This is a genomic window from Sphingomonas floccifaciens, from assembly GCF_042681125.1.
In the GTDB taxonomy this organism is placed as follows: domain Bacteria; phylum Pseudomonadota; class Alphaproteobacteria; order Sphingomonadales; family Sphingomonadaceae; genus Sphingomonas; species Sphingomonas floccifaciens.
In genome coordinates, this window is record NZ_JBHUFC010000002.1 from 450,640 (window position 1) to 467,644 (window position 17,005).

At 66.9% G+C, this 17,005-nt stretch carries 20 protein-coding genes; 16 read left to right on the top strand and 4 right to left on the bottom strand.

The window, feature by feature from the left end:
- Nucleotides 1-40: 40 nt before the first annotated feature.
- The 3 genes from accC to aroQ form a co-directional block, all read right to left on the bottom strand.
- The gene (gene accC, locus ACFSC3_RS04985; protein ID WP_380939297.1) at nucleotides 41-1,393 is read right to left on the bottom strand and encodes an acetyl-CoA carboxylase biotin carboxylase subunit; all 1,353 of its coding nucleotides are present in this window, start codon (nucleotides 1,391-1,393) and stop codon (nucleotides 41-43) included.
- 148 nt (nucleotides 1,394-1,541) lie between these two features.
- Nucleotides 1,542-2,033: an acetyl-CoA carboxylase biotin carboxyl carrier protein gene (gene accB / locus ACFSC3_RS04990; RefSeq protein WP_380939298.1), complete on the bottom strand. Its 492-nt coding sequence runs from the start codon at nucleotides 2,031-2,033 to the stop codon at nucleotides 1,542-1,544.
- 50 nt (nucleotides 2,034-2,083) lie between these two features.
- Entirely contained in the window at nucleotides 2,084-2,518 is a 435-nt protein-coding gene (gene aroQ, locus ACFSC3_RS04995; protein WP_380939299.1) for a type II 3-dehydroquinate dehydratase, read from the bottom strand.
- Between the two features lie 173 nt (nucleotides 2,519-2,691).
- On the opposite strand from aroQ, the gene thiS reads away from it, so the two are divergent.
- The 11 genes from thiS (at nucleotide 2,692) to ACFSC3_RS05050 (ending at nucleotide 12,512) form a co-directional block, all read left to right on the top strand.
- A complete protein-coding gene (gene thiS / locus ACFSC3_RS05000; protein WP_380939300.1) occupies nucleotides 2,692-3,699 on the top strand; it encodes a sulfur carrier protein ThiS in 1,008 nt (335 codons plus the stop codon).
- 75 nt (nucleotides 3,700-3,774) lie between these two features.
- Nucleotides 3,775-3,963, top strand: a complete 189-nt coding sequence (locus ACFSC3_RS05005) for a CsbD family protein (protein WP_380939301.1) — start codon at nucleotides 3,775-3,777, stop codon at nucleotides 3,961-3,963.
- Between the two features lie 208 nt (nucleotides 3,964-4,171).
- Nucleotides 4,172-4,879 (top strand): CoA transferase subunit A, encoded by a 708-nt coding sequence (locus ACFSC3_RS05010; protein WP_380939302.1) that lies wholly within the window; start codon nucleotides 4,172-4,174, stop codon nucleotides 4,877-4,879.
- A complete protein-coding gene (locus tag ACFSC3_RS05015) occupies nucleotides 4,876-5,466 on the top strand; it encodes a Cif family virulence factor (protein WP_380939303.1) in 591 nt (196 codons plus the stop codon). Before ACFSC3_RS05010 ends, ACFSC3_RS05015 begins: the two co-directional genes overlap by 4 nt.
- A 14-nt stretch (nucleotides 5,467-5,480) precedes the next feature.
- Nucleotides 5,481-6,614: an HAD family acid phosphatase gene (locus ACFSC3_RS05020; RefSeq protein WP_380939304.1), complete on the top strand. Its 1,134-nt coding sequence runs from the start codon at nucleotides 5,481-5,483 to the stop codon at nucleotides 6,612-6,614.
- Entirely contained in the window at nucleotides 6,614-7,249 is a 636-nt protein-coding gene (locus ACFSC3_RS05025) for a 3-oxoacid CoA-transferase subunit B (protein ID WP_380939305.1), read from the top strand. Before ACFSC3_RS05020 ends, ACFSC3_RS05025 begins: the two co-directional genes overlap by 1 nt.
- Complete coding sequence (locus ACFSC3_RS05030; RefSeq protein WP_380939306.1) at nucleotides 7,246-8,727, top strand: S41 family peptidase; 1,482 nt, start codon at nucleotides 7,246-7,248, stop codon at nucleotides 8,725-8,727. Before ACFSC3_RS05025 ends, ACFSC3_RS05030 begins: the two co-directional genes overlap by 4 nt.
- Nucleotides 8,712-9,404 (top strand): glutathione S-transferase family protein, encoded by a 693-nt coding sequence (locus ACFSC3_RS05035; RefSeq protein WP_380939307.1) that lies wholly within the window; start codon nucleotides 8,712-8,714, stop codon nucleotides 9,402-9,404. Before ACFSC3_RS05030 ends, ACFSC3_RS05035 begins: the two co-directional genes overlap by 16 nt.
- Nucleotides 9,405-9,480: 76 nt before the next feature.
- Nucleotides 9,481-10,923, top strand: coding sequence for a 3-isopropylmalate dehydratase large subunit (gene leuC, locus ACFSC3_RS05040; protein ID WP_380939308.1), 1,443 nt, complete (start codon nucleotides 9,481-9,483; stop codon nucleotides 10,921-10,923).
- Nucleotides 10,916-11,530, top strand: coding sequence for a 3-isopropylmalate dehydratase small subunit (leuD, locus tag ACFSC3_RS05045; RefSeq protein WP_380939309.1), 615 nt, complete (start codon nucleotides 10,916-10,918; stop codon nucleotides 11,528-11,530). The genes leuC and leuD overlap by 8 nt, the downstream gene beginning before the upstream one ends.
- A complete protein-coding gene (locus ACFSC3_RS05050) occupies nucleotides 11,511-12,512 on the top strand; it encodes an NADPH:quinone oxidoreductase family protein (protein ID WP_380939310.1) in 1,002 nt (333 codons plus the stop codon). The genes leuD and ACFSC3_RS05050 overlap by 20 nt, the downstream gene beginning before the upstream one ends.
- Nucleotides 12,513-12,673: 161 nt before the next feature.
- Here the strand turns inward: ACFSC3_RS05050 and ACFSC3_RS05055 are convergent, their stop codons facing one another.
- Nucleotides 12,674-13,057: a hypothetical protein gene (locus ACFSC3_RS05055; protein ID WP_380939311.1), complete on the bottom strand. Its 384-nt coding sequence runs from the start codon at nucleotides 13,055-13,057 to the stop codon at nucleotides 12,674-12,676.
- Between the two features lie 121 nt (nucleotides 13,058-13,178).
- Between ACFSC3_RS05055 and ACFSC3_RS05060 the strand changes: the two genes are divergently transcribed.
- From ACFSC3_RS05060 to ACFSC3_RS05080, 5 genes are all read left to right on the top strand, one after another.
- Nucleotides 13,179-13,505 carry a DUF1476 domain-containing protein gene (locus tag ACFSC3_RS05060; protein ID WP_380939312.1) on the top strand — a complete coding sequence of 109 codons (327 nt, stop codon included), beginning with the start codon at nucleotides 13,179-13,181 and terminating at the stop codon, nucleotides 13,503-13,505.
- Nucleotides 13,506-13,509: 4 nt separating this feature from the next.
- Nucleotides 13,510-13,746: a BolA/IbaG family iron-sulfur metabolism protein gene (locus tag ACFSC3_RS05065; protein WP_380939313.1), complete on the top strand. Its 237-nt coding sequence runs from the start codon at nucleotides 13,510-13,512 to the stop codon at nucleotides 13,744-13,746.
- A 5-nt stretch (nucleotides 13,747-13,751) separates the two neighbouring features.
- Nucleotides 13,752-14,084 (top strand): Grx4 family monothiol glutaredoxin, encoded by a 333-nt coding sequence (gene grxD, locus ACFSC3_RS05070; protein ID WP_380939314.1) that lies wholly within the window; start codon nucleotides 13,752-13,754, stop codon nucleotides 14,082-14,084.
- A gap of 781 nt (nucleotides 14,085-14,865) precedes the next feature.
- The gene (locus tag ACFSC3_RS05075; protein WP_380939315.1) at nucleotides 14,866-15,234 is read left to right on the top strand and encodes a BlaI/MecI/CopY family transcriptional regulator; all 369 of its coding nucleotides are present in this window, start codon (nucleotides 14,866-14,868) and stop codon (nucleotides 15,232-15,234) included.
- The gene (locus ACFSC3_RS05080) at nucleotides 15,231-16,919 is read left to right on the top strand and encodes a M56 family metallopeptidase (RefSeq protein ID WP_380939316.1); all 1,689 of its coding nucleotides are present in this window, start codon (nucleotides 15,231-15,233) and stop codon (nucleotides 16,917-16,919) included. Before ACFSC3_RS05075 ends, ACFSC3_RS05080 begins: the two co-directional genes overlap by 4 nt.
- Nucleotides 16,920-17,005: the final 86 nt, after the last annotated feature.

Sequence of the window (17,005 nt, forward strand, 5' to 3'; positions counted from 1 at the left end):
TCCTGGTCTCCCCCTTCGGTCTAAGACATCTCCCGACCGGTCAGGCGTCCTGCCTGGCCAGCCATTCCTCGAGCCATTTGATCGTATAGTCGCCTTCCTGGAACTGCGGATCGTCCAGCAGTGCCTGGTGGAGCGGGATCGTCGTCGTCACGCCGTCGATCACGAATTCCTCCAGCGCGCGACGCAGGCGGCGCAATGCACCGGCGCGGGTCGTGCCGTAGACGATCAGCTTGGCGATCATCGAGTCGTAATAGGGCGGGATCTTGTAGCCGGCATACAGACCACTATCGACGCGGACGTGCATGCCGCCCGGCGCGTGATAGCCCTTCACCAGCCCCGGCGAGGGCGCGAAGGTGCGCGGGTTCTCGGCATTGATGCGGCATTCGATCGCATGACCGCGAAAGACGATCTCGTCCTGCTTGAACGTCAGCGGCTCGCCCTCGGCGATGCGGATCTGTTCGCGCACGAGATCGAGACCGGTGATCGCCTCCGTCACCGGATGCTCGACCTGAAGCCGGGTGTTCATCTCGATGAAGTAGAATTCGCCGTTTTCCCACAGGAATTCGATCGTGCCCGCGCCGCGATAGCCCATGTCGGCCATCGCCTTGGCGCAGACGGCGCCGATGCGCATCCGGTCCTCGGTCGACAGGACGGGGGAGGGGGCCTCCTCCAGCACCTTCTGGTGGCGGCGCTGGAGCGAACAGTCGCGCTCGCCCAGATGGATCGCGTTGCCGAGACCGTCGCCGAACACCTGGATCTCGATGTGGCGCGGATTGCCGAGATATTTCTCGATATAGACGGTGGCGTCGCCGAACGCGGCCTTCGCTTCGCTGCCCGCCTGCTGCATCAAGGTTTCGAGCTGGTCGGGCGAGGTGCAGACCTTCATGCCGCGTCCGCCGCCGCCCGAAGCGGCCTTGATGATGACGGGGTAGCCGACGGCTTCCGCGATCCGCGCCGCTTCGTCGACGTCGCTAATCGCGCCGTCGGAGCCGGGAACGAGCGGCAGGCCAAGCGCGCCGGCGGTGCGCTTCGCCTCCACCTTGTCGCCCATCGTGCGGATATGCTCGGGCTTGGGGCCGACGAAGATCAGGCCGTGGCTCTCGACGATCTCGGCGAAGCGCGCGTTCTCGGACAGGAAGCCGTAGCCCGGGTGGATCGCATCGGCGCCAGAAATTTCGGCCGCGGAAATGATGTTGGGGATGTTGAGGTAGCTGTCGGTCGCCGCCGGCGGCCCGATGCAGATCGCCTCGTCCGCCAGGCGCACGTGCATCGCTTCGGCGTCGGCGGTGGAGTGTACCGCGACCGTCTTGATGCCCATTTCATGGCACGCACGGTGGATGCGGAGCGCGATCTCGCCGCGGTTCGCGATCAGGAGTTTCTGGATTTTTGGCATGCGGGATTAGCGCCTGTCTCTCCCCGTTCGCCCTGAGCCTGTCGAAGGGCTGCCCTTCTCTTCGTGCCGCAAGCTGCGCGTCGAAGAAGAAGGGCAGGGCTTCGACAAGCTCAGCCCGAACGGGTGGTGGGGGTGCATCGTTACGCGATCACTCGACGACGACGAGCGGCTGGTCGAATTCGACCGGCTGGCCGCTTTCGACCAGGATCGCCTTGACGGTGCCGGCGCTGGGCGCGGTGATCGGGTTCATGACCTTCATCGCCTCCACGATCAGCAGCGTGTCGCCGGCGGCGACCGACTGGCCGACCGAAACGAAGGGCTTCGCCTCGGGGTTGGGTGCGAGATAGGCGGTGCCGACCATCGGCGACTTGACCGCATTGGCGGTGCTGGCCGGCGCGGAGGCGCCGACTTCAGCCGCAGCCGGGGCGGGGGGTGCGAAGACGGGAGCAGCGGGCGGCGGAGGCGCATAGGCCATCGGCGCGGCGGCAGCGGCCGTCACGGTGCGCGCGACGCGGACCTTGCGGTCGCCGTCCTCGACCTCGATCTCGGTCAGTTGGGTGTCGTCCAGCACCTGCGCCAACTGGCGGACCAGCTCGATATCGACGTGCATGCCGCCGTTGCTATTGGGTGTTTCGCTCATGGTCCCCTGAACTTTCCTGGCGAATTTCGTGATTAAAGCGCGGCGCTTTGTCAGAAGCGTGCCGCGGCGTCCAGCGCGAGCATATAGGAGGTCGCGCCGAAACCTGCGACCGTTCCTTTCGCGGCGCGGCCGACGAAGCTGACGTGGCGGAAGTCCTCGCGGGTGTGCGGGTTCGACAGATGCACCTCGATCACCGGCGTGCGGATCGCCTTGATCGCGTCGTGCAACGCGATGGAGGTGTGGGTGAAGGCGCCCGCGTTCAGCAGCACCGCCTTCGCCCCGCGCGCCTGCGCCTCGTGCAGCCAGTCGACCAGATGCCCCTCGTGGTTCGACTGACGCAGGTCGATCTCCAGATCGAGATCGCGGGCGCGGTCCTCCAGCATGCCCGCGATGTCGTCGAGCGTGTCCGCGCCATAGATTGCCGGCTCTCGCGTGCCGAGCAGGTTCAGATTGGGGCCGTTGAGGACGTAGATGAGGTCGGCCAAGCTTTGACCCTTTCGGTGGCGTTGTGTGTGTCAGTCACTATATGCCGCGTCGTCTAGGCTCAAATTGTGCGCTTGCCTAATACCGTTCGCCCTGAGCTTGTCGAAGGGCCGCTCTTCCGAGCGAAGAAGGACGGTGCTTCGACAAGCTCAGCACGAACGGAAGTGGAGTTCCCTTGGCTCATACCGACGGCACCGTCTCGATCACCCTGAACGGCGAGCACAAGCGCGTCGCTGCGGGGCTTACCATCGCCGAACTGGCCGAGAGCCTGGGGCTCGTGCCCGCCAAGCTGGCGGTGGAGCGCAATCTGGAAGTCGTGCCGCGCTCGACGCTGGGCGAGGTCATGGTCGAGGATGGCGACGAGCTGGAGATCGTGCATTTCGTCGGCGGTGGCGATCACGGCGCACCGATCACCGGCGATAGCTGGTCGGTCGCCGGGCGCAGCTTTCGCTCGCGGCTGATCGTCGGGACGGGCAAGTACAAGGATTTCGAGCAGAACGCCGCCGCGGTCGAGGCGTCGGGGGCAGAGATCGTCACTGTCGCCGTGCGGCGGGTCAACGTCAGCGACCCGAATGCGCCGATGCTGACCGACTATATCGACCCCAAGAAGATCACCTACCTGCCCAACACCGCAGGCTGTTTCGACGCGGAGAGCGCGATCCGCACGCTCAGGCTGGCGCGTGAGGCGGGTGGCTGGGACCTGGTAAAGCTGGAGGTGCTGGGCGAGGCGCGGACGCTGTATCCGGACATGGTCGAGACGCTGCGCGCGACCGAAGTTCTCGCCAAGGAAGGCTTCCTGCCGATGGTCTACTGCGCCGACGATCCGATCGCGGCGAAGCGTCTGGAGGATGTCGGCGCGGTCGCGATCATGCCGCTGGGCGCGCCGATCGGATCGGGGTTGGGCATCCAGAACCAGGTGACGATCCGCCTCATCGTCGAGGGGGCCAAGGTGCCGGTCCTGGTCGATGCCGGCGTCGGCACCGCCTCCGACGCGGCGGCGGCCATGGAGCTTGGCTGTGACGGCGTGCTGATGAACACCGCGATCGCCGAGGCGAAGGACCCGATTCTGATGGCCGCGGCGATGAAGTCGGCGGTCGAGAGCGGGCGGCTAGCCTATCGCGCCGGACGCATGGCGAAGCGCCGCTATGCCGACCCGTCGAGCCCGCTCGCCGGATTGATTTAGATCGAAAGTTTCGGAACGCCCACGATACCAGTGCGTTGAGCGGGATAACTACCAACGCTTACAGGAGTGACCGACATGGGCGAGATGATGGACAAGGTAAAGGGTACCGTCAACGAGGCCATCGGCAACGCGAAGCAGGCCGTCGCCGGCGACGGTGCGGACCGCAACGAGCGGCTGCACGCCGAAGGCGCGGCGCAGGAAGCCAAGGGTGAAGCGCAAAAGGGCATGGGCTCGGTCAAGGGTGCGCTCGGCGACAAAATCTGAGCCTTCCGGCTTGTGGAAGCCGACTGGGCCGTCCGGGAAACCGGGCGGCCCTTTCGTTTTCCGGGTAATGGTGAGCGGTTTCAGTTTCGAGCCTCGATCCGCTGCACATCGGGTCTCCAGGTCGTGAAGTTGAACCGCCATTCAACTCGGCTTGACCGAATCCCTCGCTTCCCCCTAACGCTCCGACGAAACGTCAGGAGGGATGTCGATGAACAAGCTCTATCCGGATGCGGCGACCGCACTCGACGGGCTGCTCCACGACGGGATGGTGATCTGCGCCGGTGGCTTCGGCTTGTGCGGGATTCCCGAACGGTTGATCGACGCGATCCAGGCATCGGGGGTCAAGGACCTGACGATCGCCAGCAACAATGCCGGCATCGATAACGAAGGGCTCGGCAAGCTGCTGCGCAGCCGGCAGGTCCGGAAGATGATCTCGTCCTACGTTGGCGAGAACAAGGAGTTCGAGCGCCAGTATCTGTCCGGCGAGCTGGAGGTCGAGTTCTGCCCGCAAGGGACGCTCGCCGAACGCTGCCGCGCGGGCGGGGCGGGCATTCCGGGCTTCTACACGAAGACCGGCGTCGGCACGCTGGTGGCCGAGGGCAAGGAAGTGAAGACGTTCGACGGCGAGGATTACATCCTCGAGCGCGGCATCCGCGCCGATCTGTCGATCATCAAGGGTTGGAAGGCGGACGAGGCCGGCAACCTGATCTTCCGCAAGACCGCGCGCAACTTCAACCAGCCGATGGCCACCGCCGGGCGCATGTGCGTGGCGGAGGTCGAGGAAGTGGTGCCGGTCGGCAGCATCGACCCCGACCACATCCATTTGCCGGGCATCTATGTGAAGCGCATGATCATCGGCGCACCGTATGACAAGAAGATTGAGTTCGTGACGACCCGCGCGCGGGAGGCTGCGTGATCTGGCTGGTCGCGGTTGCGGTGCTGTTCGCGCCGGCGGCTGACGGGGCTGCGGCGCAATCGCGCTCGACACTGGTGTACGGTGCGAACGGCAAGCCGCATGCGCACCCAAATCTGGATCGGCCTCCGCTACCGCCGCTTCGGACCGAAGCGACCGACCAGGCGGCGATCGATGCGCTGATCGGCAAGGTGTATGCCGCCATCTCGGGCCCCGCCGGCCCGCGCGACTGGGACGCGTTCCGCAAGCTGTTCGTGCCGGAGGCGCGGCTGGTCCCGGTCGGCGCCAAGGGGCCGCTGGTGCTCGACATCCAGGGCTATATCGACCGCGCCGGGCCGGCGATGGCGAAGGAAGGCTTCTACGAGAGCGAAATCGCGCGCCGGATGGAGCGCTATGGCAACATCGCGCATGTCTTCTCGACCTACGAAAGCCGCCACGCGCCGAATGAAAAGCCGTTTGCGCGCGGGATCAATTCGATCCAGCTGGTTTTCACCACCAGCGGCTGGCGCGTGCTGCACATCGTCTGGCAGGGCGAGACACCGACGCTGCCGATCCCGGCCGGCTATCTGACCGCGCCCGGCAAGCGATGACGGCGGGACACGTCTTGCGCGCCGCCACTTTCCTGTCGCTGCCCATCGTGCTGAGCGGATGCCTGGCCGCGGCGATCGTGCCGGTGGCCGCGTCATCGTCGATGATCGTCAAGAGCCGGATGGATGGCCAGCGCGCGACGCGCAAGGCCAAGCAGGCCGAGGAGGCCCCGCCGCCGCCGCTCAAGACCGAAGCCGCCAGGCGCTGGCAGGCGGAGCTGGAGGGCGCGAAGATCGTCCCCGGCGCGACCGCCCTGCCGCCCCCCGACGGATCGCAGCCTTCCCCCGCCGCCGCCGCGGTCGTTGCACAGCGCACCGGCGTGCCGGAGGGGATGCAGTATCTCTACGGATCGGGCGAGGCGGCGGCGGGGTCGATCCAGGCCTATCGCGCGCTGCAACGCTATCTGACCGACTGGAAGGCCTACGCCAAGCCGGGCAAGGCGCGTCAGGTCGTGCTGGCCGACAGCGCGTCGCTCAACGCGCCGCAGTTCGAGCCGTGCGGGCCGAAGCCGCCGGCGGTGGTGCTGGACATCGATGAAACCGCGCTGCTGAACCTTGGCTACGAGGCCGATGCCGCGCGCAGGGGCGAAAGCTATGATGCGGCGCGTTGGACGCGGTGGGAGGAAAGCGGCGCGGACAAGGTCGTGGCCGTGCCCGGCGCGAAGATGGTGCTCGACGCCGCCCGTGCGGCCGGAATCACCGTGATCTTCAATTCCAATCGCGGGCGCGAAACCGCCGCGCAAACCGAGGCCGCGCTGGCGCATGCCGGGCTGGGCCCCGCCAAACATGGTACGACGCTGTGGTTGAAGGGCGATGACGGCGGCGGATCGGGCAAGGACGACCGGCGCTGGGCGATCGCCAGCGGCTATTGCGTCATCGCGCTGGTCGGCGACCAGCTGGGCGACTTCAGCGACCTGTTCAACGATCCCAAGCTGACGCCCTCCACCCGCCGCGCGCTGACCGCCTCGCCCGAGCTGGCGCAGCTGTGGGGCAATGGCTGGTTCGTGCTCCCAAACCCTGTCTACGGCACCGCGCTGAAGGGCGGGTTCGACGAGATCTTCCCCTACGACACCCGATGGATCGATCCGGGGGCTGCCCCGGGACCTGCCACGCCTCCCGCCCCAACCCCCACCGAAGGAAAGCCGAACTGATGCCTTGGGATCGCAACCAGATGGCCGCACGCGCGGCGAAGGAACTGCGCGACGGCTTTTACGTCAACCTCGGCATCGGCATTCCGACGCTGGTCGCGAACAATATCCCGGAAGGCATGACCGTCACGCTGCAGAGCGAGAACGGGATGCTGGGCATCGGGCCGTTTCCCTATGAGGGGGAAGAGGACGCCGACCTGATCAACGCCGGCAAGCAGACGATCAGCGAGCTGCCCTCGTCGGTCTATTTCTCGAGCGCGGACAGCTTCGCGATGATTCGCGGCGGTCACATCGACCTGACCGTGCTGGGCGCGATGGAAGTCGCGGAGAATGGCGACATCGCCAACTGGATGATCCCGGGCAAGATGATCAAGGGCATGGGCGGCGCGATGGACCTGGTCGCCGGCGTCAAGAAAATCATCGTGGTGATGGAGCACACCTCCAAGAACGGCGACCCCAAATTCATCCCGTCCTGTACCCTGCCGCTGACCGGCAAGAATGTCGTCGACATGATCGTGACCGATCTGGCGGTGTTCCAGCGGCCCGATCATGACAGCCCGTTCAAGCTGATCGAGCTGGCGCCGGGCGTGACGGCGGATGAAGTCGCGGCGAAGACGACCGCCACCTATACCGCATGATCCTGCTCCTGGCGCTCGCGGCGCAGGCGGTCGCACCGCCGGACGTAGCCAGACCGCGCGACTGGGCGGCGACGACGCGCGCCGACGCGGAGGCGTTCCATGCACGCATCCTTGCCGATCATCCGGGACCGGTGAACCGGGCCGATCCGGGCTTTCGCGCACGCGAGGCAAAGGCCTATGCGACATTGCTCGCTCGCGCGGCAAAGGTGCGGGACTTCGCGGGCTATCACTGGGCGATGCGCGGCTATGTCGCCAGCTTCGACGATGGGCATGTCCAGTTCGGCACGCTGAAGGGCTCTCCGCTGCTGACCGCGCGGTGGCCGGGGTTTCTTACCGGGCTCGATCCGCGCGGGAAGCAAGTGGTGATGACCCGCGCAGACGACGCGCCCGTGCCGCTCGGAGCGGAGCTGGTCGCTTGCGATGGCCTCGCGGCCGATCCGCTGCTGGCGCGCAACGTCGGGGCGTTTGCGGGGCGCTGGACCATGCTGGCGACGCGTCGATCGCGCGCGGGGCGGCTGTTCGTCGATACGGGCAATCCGTTCATCACGCGCCCCGCGACCTGCCGTTTCACGGTTCAGGGCAAGCCACAAACCGTTACGCTGACATGGGGGCCGCTCGCCGATCCCGAATGGACCCAGCGGCTGGCAGACACGACGCGTGCCGCGCCGATCCAGACCGGGGCGCGGGTGCTGGCGGACGGGACGCGCTGGTTTTCGATTGCCTCGTTTGACAGCAATCCCGAAGGGCCGGTGGCCAAGGCGCTGAACCCGATGATCGCCGGCATGCGCGCGGATCGCGCCGCGCTGCTGGCCGCCCCTCGGATCGTGTTCGACCTGCGCGGCAACGGTGGCGGGTCGTCGCAATGGTCGCATGACATGGCGACGATCCTGTGGGGCGAGGCGGCGGTCGCGAAGGTCGATGCCGTGCCGACCTATGTCGAATGGCGCGCGTCGGCGAACAACGTCGCGACGATGCGCGGCTATGTTACTCAGTGGGAAGCGTCGAAGGACGTCTCGCCCGACGCGCTCGCCTGGGCACGGCGCAATGCCGACGGGCTTGCGGCGGCGCAGGCGAAGGGGCAGGCGCTGTGGCGCGGTGACGACGGGTCGGACGACGCGCCCAAGACCGCGCCCGCGCCGGTCACCGGGCCGACGCGGCCGGTCTATGTGCTGACCGATGGCTCTTGCGCTTCGGCCTGTCTCGACGCGGTCGACCTGTGGACGGCGCTCGGTGCCATTCCGATCGGGCAGGAGACGAGCGGCGACACGCTGTACATGGAGGTCGGCGGCGGTCCGCTACCGAGCGGCCTTGCCAGCGTCGGCGTGCCGATGAAGGTCTATCGCGGCCGGGCGCGAGGCAGCAACCAGCCGGTTCGGCCGCGCCACCCCTACACCGGGGACATGCGCGACACTGCGGCGCTGGAGCGCTGGGTAGCGGCGCTGCCGGAGGGGGAGGCGCGACGGTGGCCTATCGACTGATCACCGCAAACCGCAATTATTCGAGCTGGTCGCTCCGGCCGTGGCTGCTGATGACGGCGCTCGGTCTTCCGTTCGACGACCGGATCGAAACGTTCGTCACGCTGAACAATTACGACGCCTTCCGCGCGTTCTCGCCGACAGGGCAGGTGCCGGTGCTGATCGACGGCGACCGGACGGTGTGGGATTCGCTCGGCATCGTCATGTACCTGGCCGATCGGCACGACGGCGTCTGGCCGACCGACCCCGATGCGCGCGCTTGGGCGATGTGCGCGGTGGCGGAAATGCACGGCGGCTTTTCTGCGTTGCGGAACGAACGGACGATGACCGTCGGCCAGCGGGTGGCGCCACATGGCGTGTCGCCCGCGCTGACGAAGGACGTGGCGCGCCTGACGGAGCTTTGGGCCGAGGGGCTGGAGCGGTTCGGCGGGCCTTGGCTCGCTGGCCGGGAATTTACGGCAGTCGATGCCTTCTACGCCCCCGTGGCGTTCCGCGTCCGCACCTATGGTATCGACGTCGGGCGGGCAGGCGGTCGCTGGGTGGAGGCGATGCTTGCGCATCCCGCGATGCAGGCGTGGGAACAGGCTGCGCTCGCCGAAACGTTTCGCGAAGAGGGGCACGAGGCTGAGGTTGCCGCTACCGGCATAGTCACCGCGGATCATCGCGCGGCGCCGGTGTGAGCTGAAGTCAGGCTATCCGACACAAAATTGCGCGCGGACTTGCATCCGCACATCTTTCGGCTAACCCGCGCGCATCATGGCCAGCCGACCCCTCACGCTTTACGAAAAGATCTGGGCCGACCACGTCGTCGAACGTCGCGACGATGGGACGTGCCTCATCTACATCGACCGCCACCTCGTCCATGAAGTGACGAGCCCTCAGGCATTTGCCGGGCTGAAGGCGGCGGGGCGTCCCGTCCGCCGGCCCGATCTGACGCTGGCGGTGCCCGACCATAATTTGCCGACCAGCCCGCGCGTCGATGCCGCCGGTCGCGCGCTGCCGATCGCCGACCCGGAGAGCGCGAAGCAACTTGCCGCGCTGCGTGCCAACGTCGCCGAGTTCGGCGTGCCCTATATCGACGCGCTCGCGGCCGAACAGGGCATCGTCCATGTCGTCGGGCCGGAGCAGGGCTTCACGCTGCCGGGCACGACTTTGGTCTGCGGTGACAGCCACACCTCCGCGCATGGGGCGCTGGGTGCGCTGGCGTTTGGGATCGGCACCAGCGAGGTCGAGCATGTGCTCGCCACTCAGACGCTGCTGCTGAAGCAGTCGAAGACGATGGAAATCCGCGTCGACGGGTCGCTTGGCTTCGGGGTCAGTCCGAAGGACGTGGTGCTGGCGATCATCGGTAAGATCGGCGCAGCGGGCGGGACAGGCTATGTCGTCGAATATACCGGCGAAGTCATCCGCGCGATGTCGGTCGAGGGGCGGCTGACCGTCAGCAACATGTCGATCGAGGGCGGCGCACGGGCCGGGCTGATCGCCCCCGACGACACGACCTTCGCGTACCTGAAGGGCCGGCCGATGGCCCCGACCGGCGAGACGTGGGACAAGGCGGTCGCCTATTGGCGCACACTGCCGAGCGATCCGGCCGCGGTGTACGATGCCGTCGTAAAGCTCGACGCGACCGATGTCGCGCCGTCGCTGACCTGGGGGACGAGCCCCGAAGACGTGGTGCCGATCACCGGCATCGTCCCCGATCCCGACAGCTTCGCCGACCCGTCGAAGCGCGTCGCCGCGCGCAAGTCGCTCGATTACATGGGGCTGGAGCCGGGCACGCGGATGCAGGACGTTGCCGTGCAGAACGTCTTCATCGGCAGCTGCACGAACAGCCGGATCGAGGACCTGCGCGCCGCCGCTGCGGTCGCCAACGGTCGCCACGTGGCCGACGGCGTGCGGGCGATGGTCGTGCCCGGATCGGGGCTGGTCAAGCGTCAAGCCGAGCGTGAGGGACTGGACCGCATCTTCACCGAAGCCGGCTTCGAATGGCGCGAGCCCGGCTGCTCGATGTGCCTGGCGATGAACCCGGACAAGGTGCCGCCGGGCGAGCGCTGCGCCTCGACCAGCAACCGCAACTTCGTCGGTCGCCAGGGACCGGGCGCGCGGACGCATCTGCTGAGCCCCGCGATGGCGGCGGCGGCGGCGGTGACCGGGCGTCTGGCCGACGTCCGCGACCTGATGGGGGCGCACAATGGCTGATCCGATCACCCGGGTTTCGGGCCGCGCCTATCCGTGGGGCGCGAAGAACATCGACACCGACATCATCATCCCGGCGCACTGGCTGAAGACGACGACGCGCGAGGGGCTGGGCAAGGGCGCGTTCGAAACGGTGCGCGCGGTCGAGGGCAATGTGTTCGACGACCCGCGCTATACCGGCGCGCCGATACTGATCGCGGGCGACAATTTCGGCTGCGGATCGAGCCGCGAGCATGCCGCCTGGGCGATCGCCGATCTGGGCATCAAGGCGGTGATCGCACCGAGCTTCTCCGACATTTTCTCCGGCAACGCGTTTAAAAACGGCATCGTGCCGGTGGTGCTGCCCCAAGCGGCGGTGGACCGGTTGGTCGAGGCCGCGCAGGACGGCGACGTCACCGTCGATCTGGAAACGATGACCGTCACCACCAGCTATCAGGACCGCTTCGAATTCCAGCTCGACGCCTTCCGCCGCGATTGCCTGATGCAAGGGCTGGACGAGATCGGCCTGACGCTGGCACAAGATACCGCGATTTCGAAATTCGAATCCGCGGACGCAATGCATCGCCCGTGGATCAGCGGGAGAGGCTTAGATGCGAGCGTTGCTGTCTGAAGTCGTCGGCGGACCCGAAACACTGAAATTGTCGGACCTGCCCGACCCGCAGGCCGGGGCGGGGCAGGTCGTGGTCGCCGTGCGGGCGTGCGCGATCAACTATCCCGACGTCCTCATCATCGAGGACAAATATCAGTTCAAGCCGCAGCGGCCGTTTGCGCCGGGCGGTGAGATCGCCGGCGTGATCGAAAGCGTCGGCGACAGCGTGACCGGCTGGGCGGTCGGGGACCGGGTGGTTGCGGTGATCGGCCACGGCGGGCTCGCCGAGAAGGTCGCGGTGCCGGCGGGTGCGCTCTATCGCCTGCCCGAGGGGCGAGATTTCGCTGAGGGCGCGGCGCTGCTGTTGACCTATGCGACGACGATCCACGCGCTGCTCGACCGCGGGCGGTTGCAGGCCGGCCAGTCGCTGCTCGTGCTGGGCGCGGCGGGTGGCGTCGGCCTCGCCGCGATCGAGCTCGGCAAGGCTTACGGTGCGCGCGTCGTCGCGGCGGTGTCGTCGGAGGAGAAGGCCGAAGCCGCGCGTGCGGCGGGCGCGGACGAGACGATCGTCTATGGTCACGCGCCGTTCGACAAGGACCAGTCGAAGGCATTGGCGGAGCAGTTCAAGGCCGCTGGCGGAAAGCCCGGCTTCGACGTGATCTACGACCCGGTCGGTGGCGACTATGCCGAGCCGGCGCTGCGGTCGATCGCGTGGGAGGGGCGGTATCTGGTCGTCGGCTTCCCGGCCGGTATCCCGAAGCTTCCGCTCAATCTGACATTGCTGAAAAGTTGCGATGTCTGCGGCGTGTTCTGGGGCGCTTTCGCCGCGCGCGATCCGCAGGCGAATGCGGCGCATGTCGACACGCTGTTCGGTCTGTGGGCGGAGGGAAAGATCGCCCCGCGGGTGACCGAGCGGTTCGCCTTTGCCGATGGCGGGAAGGCGATCACCAAGATGGCGGCGCGTGGTGCGATCGGGAAACTGGTCGTCAAGGTGGCGGGCTGACGGCAACCGCCTGTGCTCCTGTCTGCGCCGGAGCAAAGGCCCCTCATTCCGTTCGCCCTGAGCTTGTCGATTGGCCGTTCTATGATCCGCGCACGTGTCGATCGCGGCACGAAGAACGGTGCTTCGACAGGCTCAGCACGAACGGAATGGGGGTGCCGGTCTTACTTAGCCGGAGCAGACGGAGTCGCGGGAGCCGCACGCTTCTGGCGGATCGAGTCGGCGATCTGCGTCCGCGCCTGCGCCATGCCCTGGTCGACCTGGGTGCGCGCCATCGCCTGCTGTTCGGCGGGGGCGGCGGCGATCACCGTCTCGACGGCCGCGCGCAGCGCGTCCTGCTGGGTCTTGCAGCCGGCGAGCGCGCTGTCGGCGCCCTGTTCCGGCGTCATCGATGCCGGCACCGCCGCGACCTTCGGGCCAAGGCAGGCGGAGAAGGCCATCGCCGCGCTCTGGATCGGATTCTGGGCAGCCGGGGCGGGCGGGGTCGCCGGGGCGGCGGGGGCGGTCGCCTGCGCGAGGACGAGGGCGAGAATCGATGCAACGGCCATGATGGTGTCTCCAATGGAAATGCCCACCTATCAGCCGGCGCATGCGCTGTCATCGGCGGAACCGTTGCGTAGCTTGGCGCGCCGCCCTATCTCGGCGGCAAGAGACAGCTAGGGGCCTCGCATGACGACTTTCGACGACCGTGAACGCGCATTCGAGACCAAGTTCGCCCGTGACGAGGAAATGGCGTTCCGCGTCACCGCGCGCCGCAACCGCCTGGTCGGTCAGTGGGCGGCGGAGAAGATGGGCCTGACCCCGGAAGAAACCGACGCCTATGCCAAGGCGGTGGTCCAGGCCGATTTCGAGGAAGCCGGCGACGAGGACGTCGTCCGCAAGATCGTCGGCGACCTCACCGCCGCCGCCGTCGAGGATGCCGATGAAGCTGCCGTGCGCCGCGCGCTCGACGAGGCGATGATCGAGGCGCGCCGCCAGCTATTGGGATCGATCTGATCCCATGCCGATGGCTGCAGACGATATCGAGGCGCTGATCCGCGCCGGCATCCCAGACGCGACGGTCGAGATCACCGACCTGGCCGGCGACGGCGATCACTATGCCGCGCGCGTGACGGCGGAGAGTTTCCGGGGCAAGTCCCGGCTTCAGCAACAGCGCGCCGTGTATGCCGCGCTCGGCGAGCGGATGGGGGGCGTGCTCCACGCGCTTCAGCTCACCACCGCCGTCCCTCAGGAGTAATGACGATGACCGACCAGACCCAGGCCCGTATCGGCGATCTCGTTAACGGATCGGACGTGCTGCTGTTCATGAAGGGCACGCCGATGTTCCCGCAATGCGGCTTTTCCAGCCGGGCGATCGCGATCCTCCAGCATCTGGGCGTCGAGTTCGATTCGGTCGACGTGCTGCAGGATCAGGAGGTCCGTCAGGGCATCAAGCAGTTCAGCGACTGGCCGACCATCCCGCAGCTCTATGTGAAGGGCGAATTCGTCGGCGGTTCGGACATCATGATGGAGATGTACGAATCGGGCGAGCTGAAGGGGCTACTGGAAGAAAAGGGGATCGCGCACGCCGCGTAAGGCCGGCGATCTTTGATAAGACCTTGGCGGGCTCGGTATCTTGGACGGTACCGAGCCCGTCGTCGTTTCGAGGTGCCGATCACCCGAAGCCGATCGTGCTGCGCTTGCCGAAGCACCGTGATTCGTGCCGGCGGACGTATTGAAGAGCGGCCTTTCGACACGCTCAAGGCGAACGAAAGCGTAGGCTCGTCATCCGTCGAGCGGGCACCTGTTCGATCTAAAAAAAGCCGGGTGCGGGCGGGTCGTCGTGGTGGACACTCTCGGGGAAGAGCTGACGACCCGCCCTGCTGAAGCGTCAAACGCTCTGCTGCGTATCAGGATGCAGTGCGCGTGCCAGATCATGCCAGTGCCGGATTTGCGCGGGTTTCGGTGGTGGGCGAGTATTAACTATGGTGGGCGGTTGTAAAAACTTCCGACGGTTTGCTCACCAGCTCTGAACGCCGTCCCGACTTCGCGCCCATCTGGGCATCAGATAAAACAGGCGTAGGCCGGGTTGTTAATTAGCGTCGATCCTCCCCTGCAAGGGGAGGTGGCAGCGCACAGCGCTGACGGAGGGGTGTCGCGCTCTCGATAGCGAGACACCCCTCCACCACCGCTTCGCGGCGGTCCCCCTCCCCTTGCAGGGGAGGACAGATAATTTCGATCCACCACGGCGCGCATGGAGCAGTGCCGACCTGCTCACTCGTTTCGCATCGACAACCATTCATCCGTCATTCAGGCTATTGACTACAGACGTAATCGAGTTGATTACATACGTAGTCGGTTGAGGGAGCGACAGGCCATGACAGAACGTATCAGCGATGCCGAACATGCCGTGATGGAGGTGCTGTGGGACGAAGCGCCCCTCAGTGCGCAGGACGTTGCCGAACGCGTCGCGCCCGATCGCGGCTGGAGTGCGAACACGGTCAAGACCCTGCTGGGTCGCCTGCTCGCCAAGAACGTCGTCAGCCATGAGGAGGACGGTCGCCGCTACCTCTATCGTCCCGCCGTCGCGCGCGACGATTATGTCGAGGGCGAGTCGCGCCGGCTGATGGACCGGCTGTTCGGCGGCCGGCTGACGCCGCTGGTGGCGCATATGGCGGAGCGCGACGCACTGACCGCGCAGGACATCGCCGAGATCGAGGCTCTGTTGAAGGAGCTGAAGGCATGATTGTCTGGGCTGTAGAAACGCTGGTCGCGACGACGCTCCTGATGCTGCTCGTCCTCGCGATCCGTACGCCCGTCCGCCGCAGCTTCGGCCCCGGCGTCGCCTATGCGCTGTGGGCGATTCCCGTCCTGCGCATGATCCTGCCGCCACTGCCCGCCGCGTGGCGCGGCGGGGCGCTGCCGACGATGCCGGTGCCGGAGGATATCACCATCTACCTCGGCGATCCGGTCGCGACGCTGCCGGCGGAGCCGGCGAGCGGTATCGGCTGGCCGACGGTGTTGCTGGGCTTGTGGATCGCGGGTGCGCTGGGCTTTGCGCTCTATCATCTTGTCGCGCACAGCCGCTTCTGCGCGCGGGTCCAGCGGACCGCTCGTCGTAGCGAGATCGTCGCTAGCGGGAATGTCCGGGTGATCGAGACCGATGCAGCGGCCGGCCCGCTCGCGTTCGGGGTGCTGCGCAAGTTCGTGGCTTTCCCGCGCGACTTCGCCGAGCGGTACGACCCGCTGGAGCGCGATCTGGCGCTGGCGCATGAGCTTGGCCACCACGCGCGCGGCGACCTGATCGCCAACTGGGTCGCACTGGCGATGCTGGCGATCCACTGGTTCAATCCGGTCGCCTGGCGAGCGTTCCGCGCCTTTCGTGCGGACCAGGAAATGGCCTGCGACGCCCTTGTCCTGGCGGGCCGCGCCCGCGAACTGCGCGCCGCCTATGGTCGCGCCATCGTTAAGTCCGCCCATGGCGGCGCGGTGTCCGCTGCCTGCCACCTCCACACGATCAACGAACTCAAAGGGAGATTGAAGATGTTGACCAAGCACGAGAAGATCACCCGTCGCAAGCGATTGGCCGGGGGCAGCGCGATCGGCGCGATCCTGTTGACCGGCATGGCGATGACCGCATCGGGCACGCACGCCAGCGAGACGGTGCGCACCCGCGTCGAGACGGTGACCGGCGTCGACCTGGCCAGCATCGAATTGCCCGAATTGCCAGCGATGCCCGCAGGCCAGGCCGCTCCCGCCGCGCCGCCCGCCGTCGACGCACCGCCCGCGCCGCCGCTGCCGCCGGCCAAGCTCGCGGGAGACAAGAAGCGCGTACACATCGTCATGCGCGACAAGGACGGCAAGACGCAGGAATATACCGGCGACGGCGACGATTCGATCGTCTTTGCCGAGCGCGGCGAGCCCAGGGGCAGCTTCACCTTCCGCGACAAGGACGGCAAGGTCACGACCTTCAAGGGCGACGGAATGCCGATGTCGCCCGAGATGATGGAACGGCTGTCGAAGATGCGCCTCGAACTGAAGAACATGCCGCAAGTCCAGTCGCGCAAGTGTGAGGATAGCGAAGGCCCGGGTTCGACCGTCATCAACCGCAAGGACGGCGACCGGAAGGTCACGATCATCTGCACCAACCGCATCGAGCGGCTGACGATGGATGCCCAGCGGGACGCGATGAAGGCGCAACGCACAGCCATGCTCAAGCACAGCGAGGCGATGCGGGCGCAGGGGCTGGCGATGCGTGAGCATGGCAACGCGCTGTTCATCCAGCGCAAGGCTGAAGCCTCGGCACTCGATGGCCTGCGCTCGGCGCGACGCAGCATCGTCGGCAACACGTCGATGTCGGCAGAAGCCAAGGCCGGCGCGCTTCAGGGGATCGATGACGCGATCCGTGAGCTCGAGGCCAAGAAGGACTGACCGCGGGCATCGCCGCCGCCGGGCCGGATCAGGCCCCTGATCGGGACACGCAGCTTGGGAGGGCTGTTTCCCGGCGGCAGCGACGC

Coding starts and splice junctions, on each gene's coding strand:
- grxD (WP_380939314.1), top strand. CDS start 13,752: ATGACCGACCAGACCCAGGCCCGTATCGGCGATCTCGTTAACGGATCG.
- ACFSC3_RS05050 (WP_380939310.1), top strand. CDS start 11,511: ATGCGAGCGTTGCTGTCTGAAGTCGTCGGCGGACCCGAAACACTGAAA.
- accB (WP_380939298.1), bottom strand. CDS start 2,033: ATGAGCGAAACACCCAATAGCAACGGCGGCATGCACGTCGATATCGAG.
- leuD (WP_380939309.1), top strand. CDS start 10,916: ATGGCTGATCCGATCACCCGGGTTTCGGGCCGCGCCTATCCGTGGGGC.
- ACFSC3_RS05065 (WP_380939313.1), top strand. CDS start 13,510: ATGCCGATGGCTGCAGACGATATCGAGGCGCTGATCCGCGCCGGCATC.
- accC (WP_380939297.1), bottom strand. CDS start 1,393: ATGCCAAAAATCCAGAAACTCCTGATCGCGAACCGCGGCGAGATCGCG.
- ACFSC3_RS05075 (WP_380939315.1), top strand. CDS start 14,866: ATGACAGAACGTATCAGCGATGCCGAACATGCCGTGATGGAGGTGCTG.
- ACFSC3_RS05080 (WP_380939316.1), top strand. CDS start 15,231: ATGATTGTCTGGGCTGTAGAAACGCTGGTCGCGACGACGCTCCTGATG.
- ACFSC3_RS05055 (WP_380939311.1), bottom strand. CDS start 13,057: ATGGCCGTTGCATCGATTCTCGCCCTCGTCCTCGCGCAGGCGACCGCC.
- ACFSC3_RS05030 (WP_380939306.1), top strand. CDS start 7,246: ATGATCCTGCTCCTGGCGCTCGCGGCGCAGGCGGTCGCACCGCCGGAC.
- ACFSC3_RS05005 (WP_380939301.1), top strand. CDS start 3,775: ATGGGCGAGATGATGGACAAGGTAAAGGGTACCGTCAACGAGGCCATC.
- ACFSC3_RS05010 (WP_380939302.1), top strand. CDS start 4,172: ATGAACAAGCTCTATCCGGATGCGGCGACCGCACTCGACGGGCTGCTC.
- ACFSC3_RS05025 (WP_380939305.1), top strand. CDS start 6,614: ATGCCTTGGGATCGCAACCAGATGGCCGCACGCGCGGCGAAGGAACTG.
- leuC (WP_380939308.1), top strand. CDS start 9,481: ATGGCCAGCCGACCCCTCACGCTTTACGAAAAGATCTGGGCCGACCAC.
- ACFSC3_RS05060 (WP_380939312.1), top strand. CDS start 13,179: ATGACGACTTTCGACGACCGTGAACGCGCATTCGAGACCAAGTTCGCC.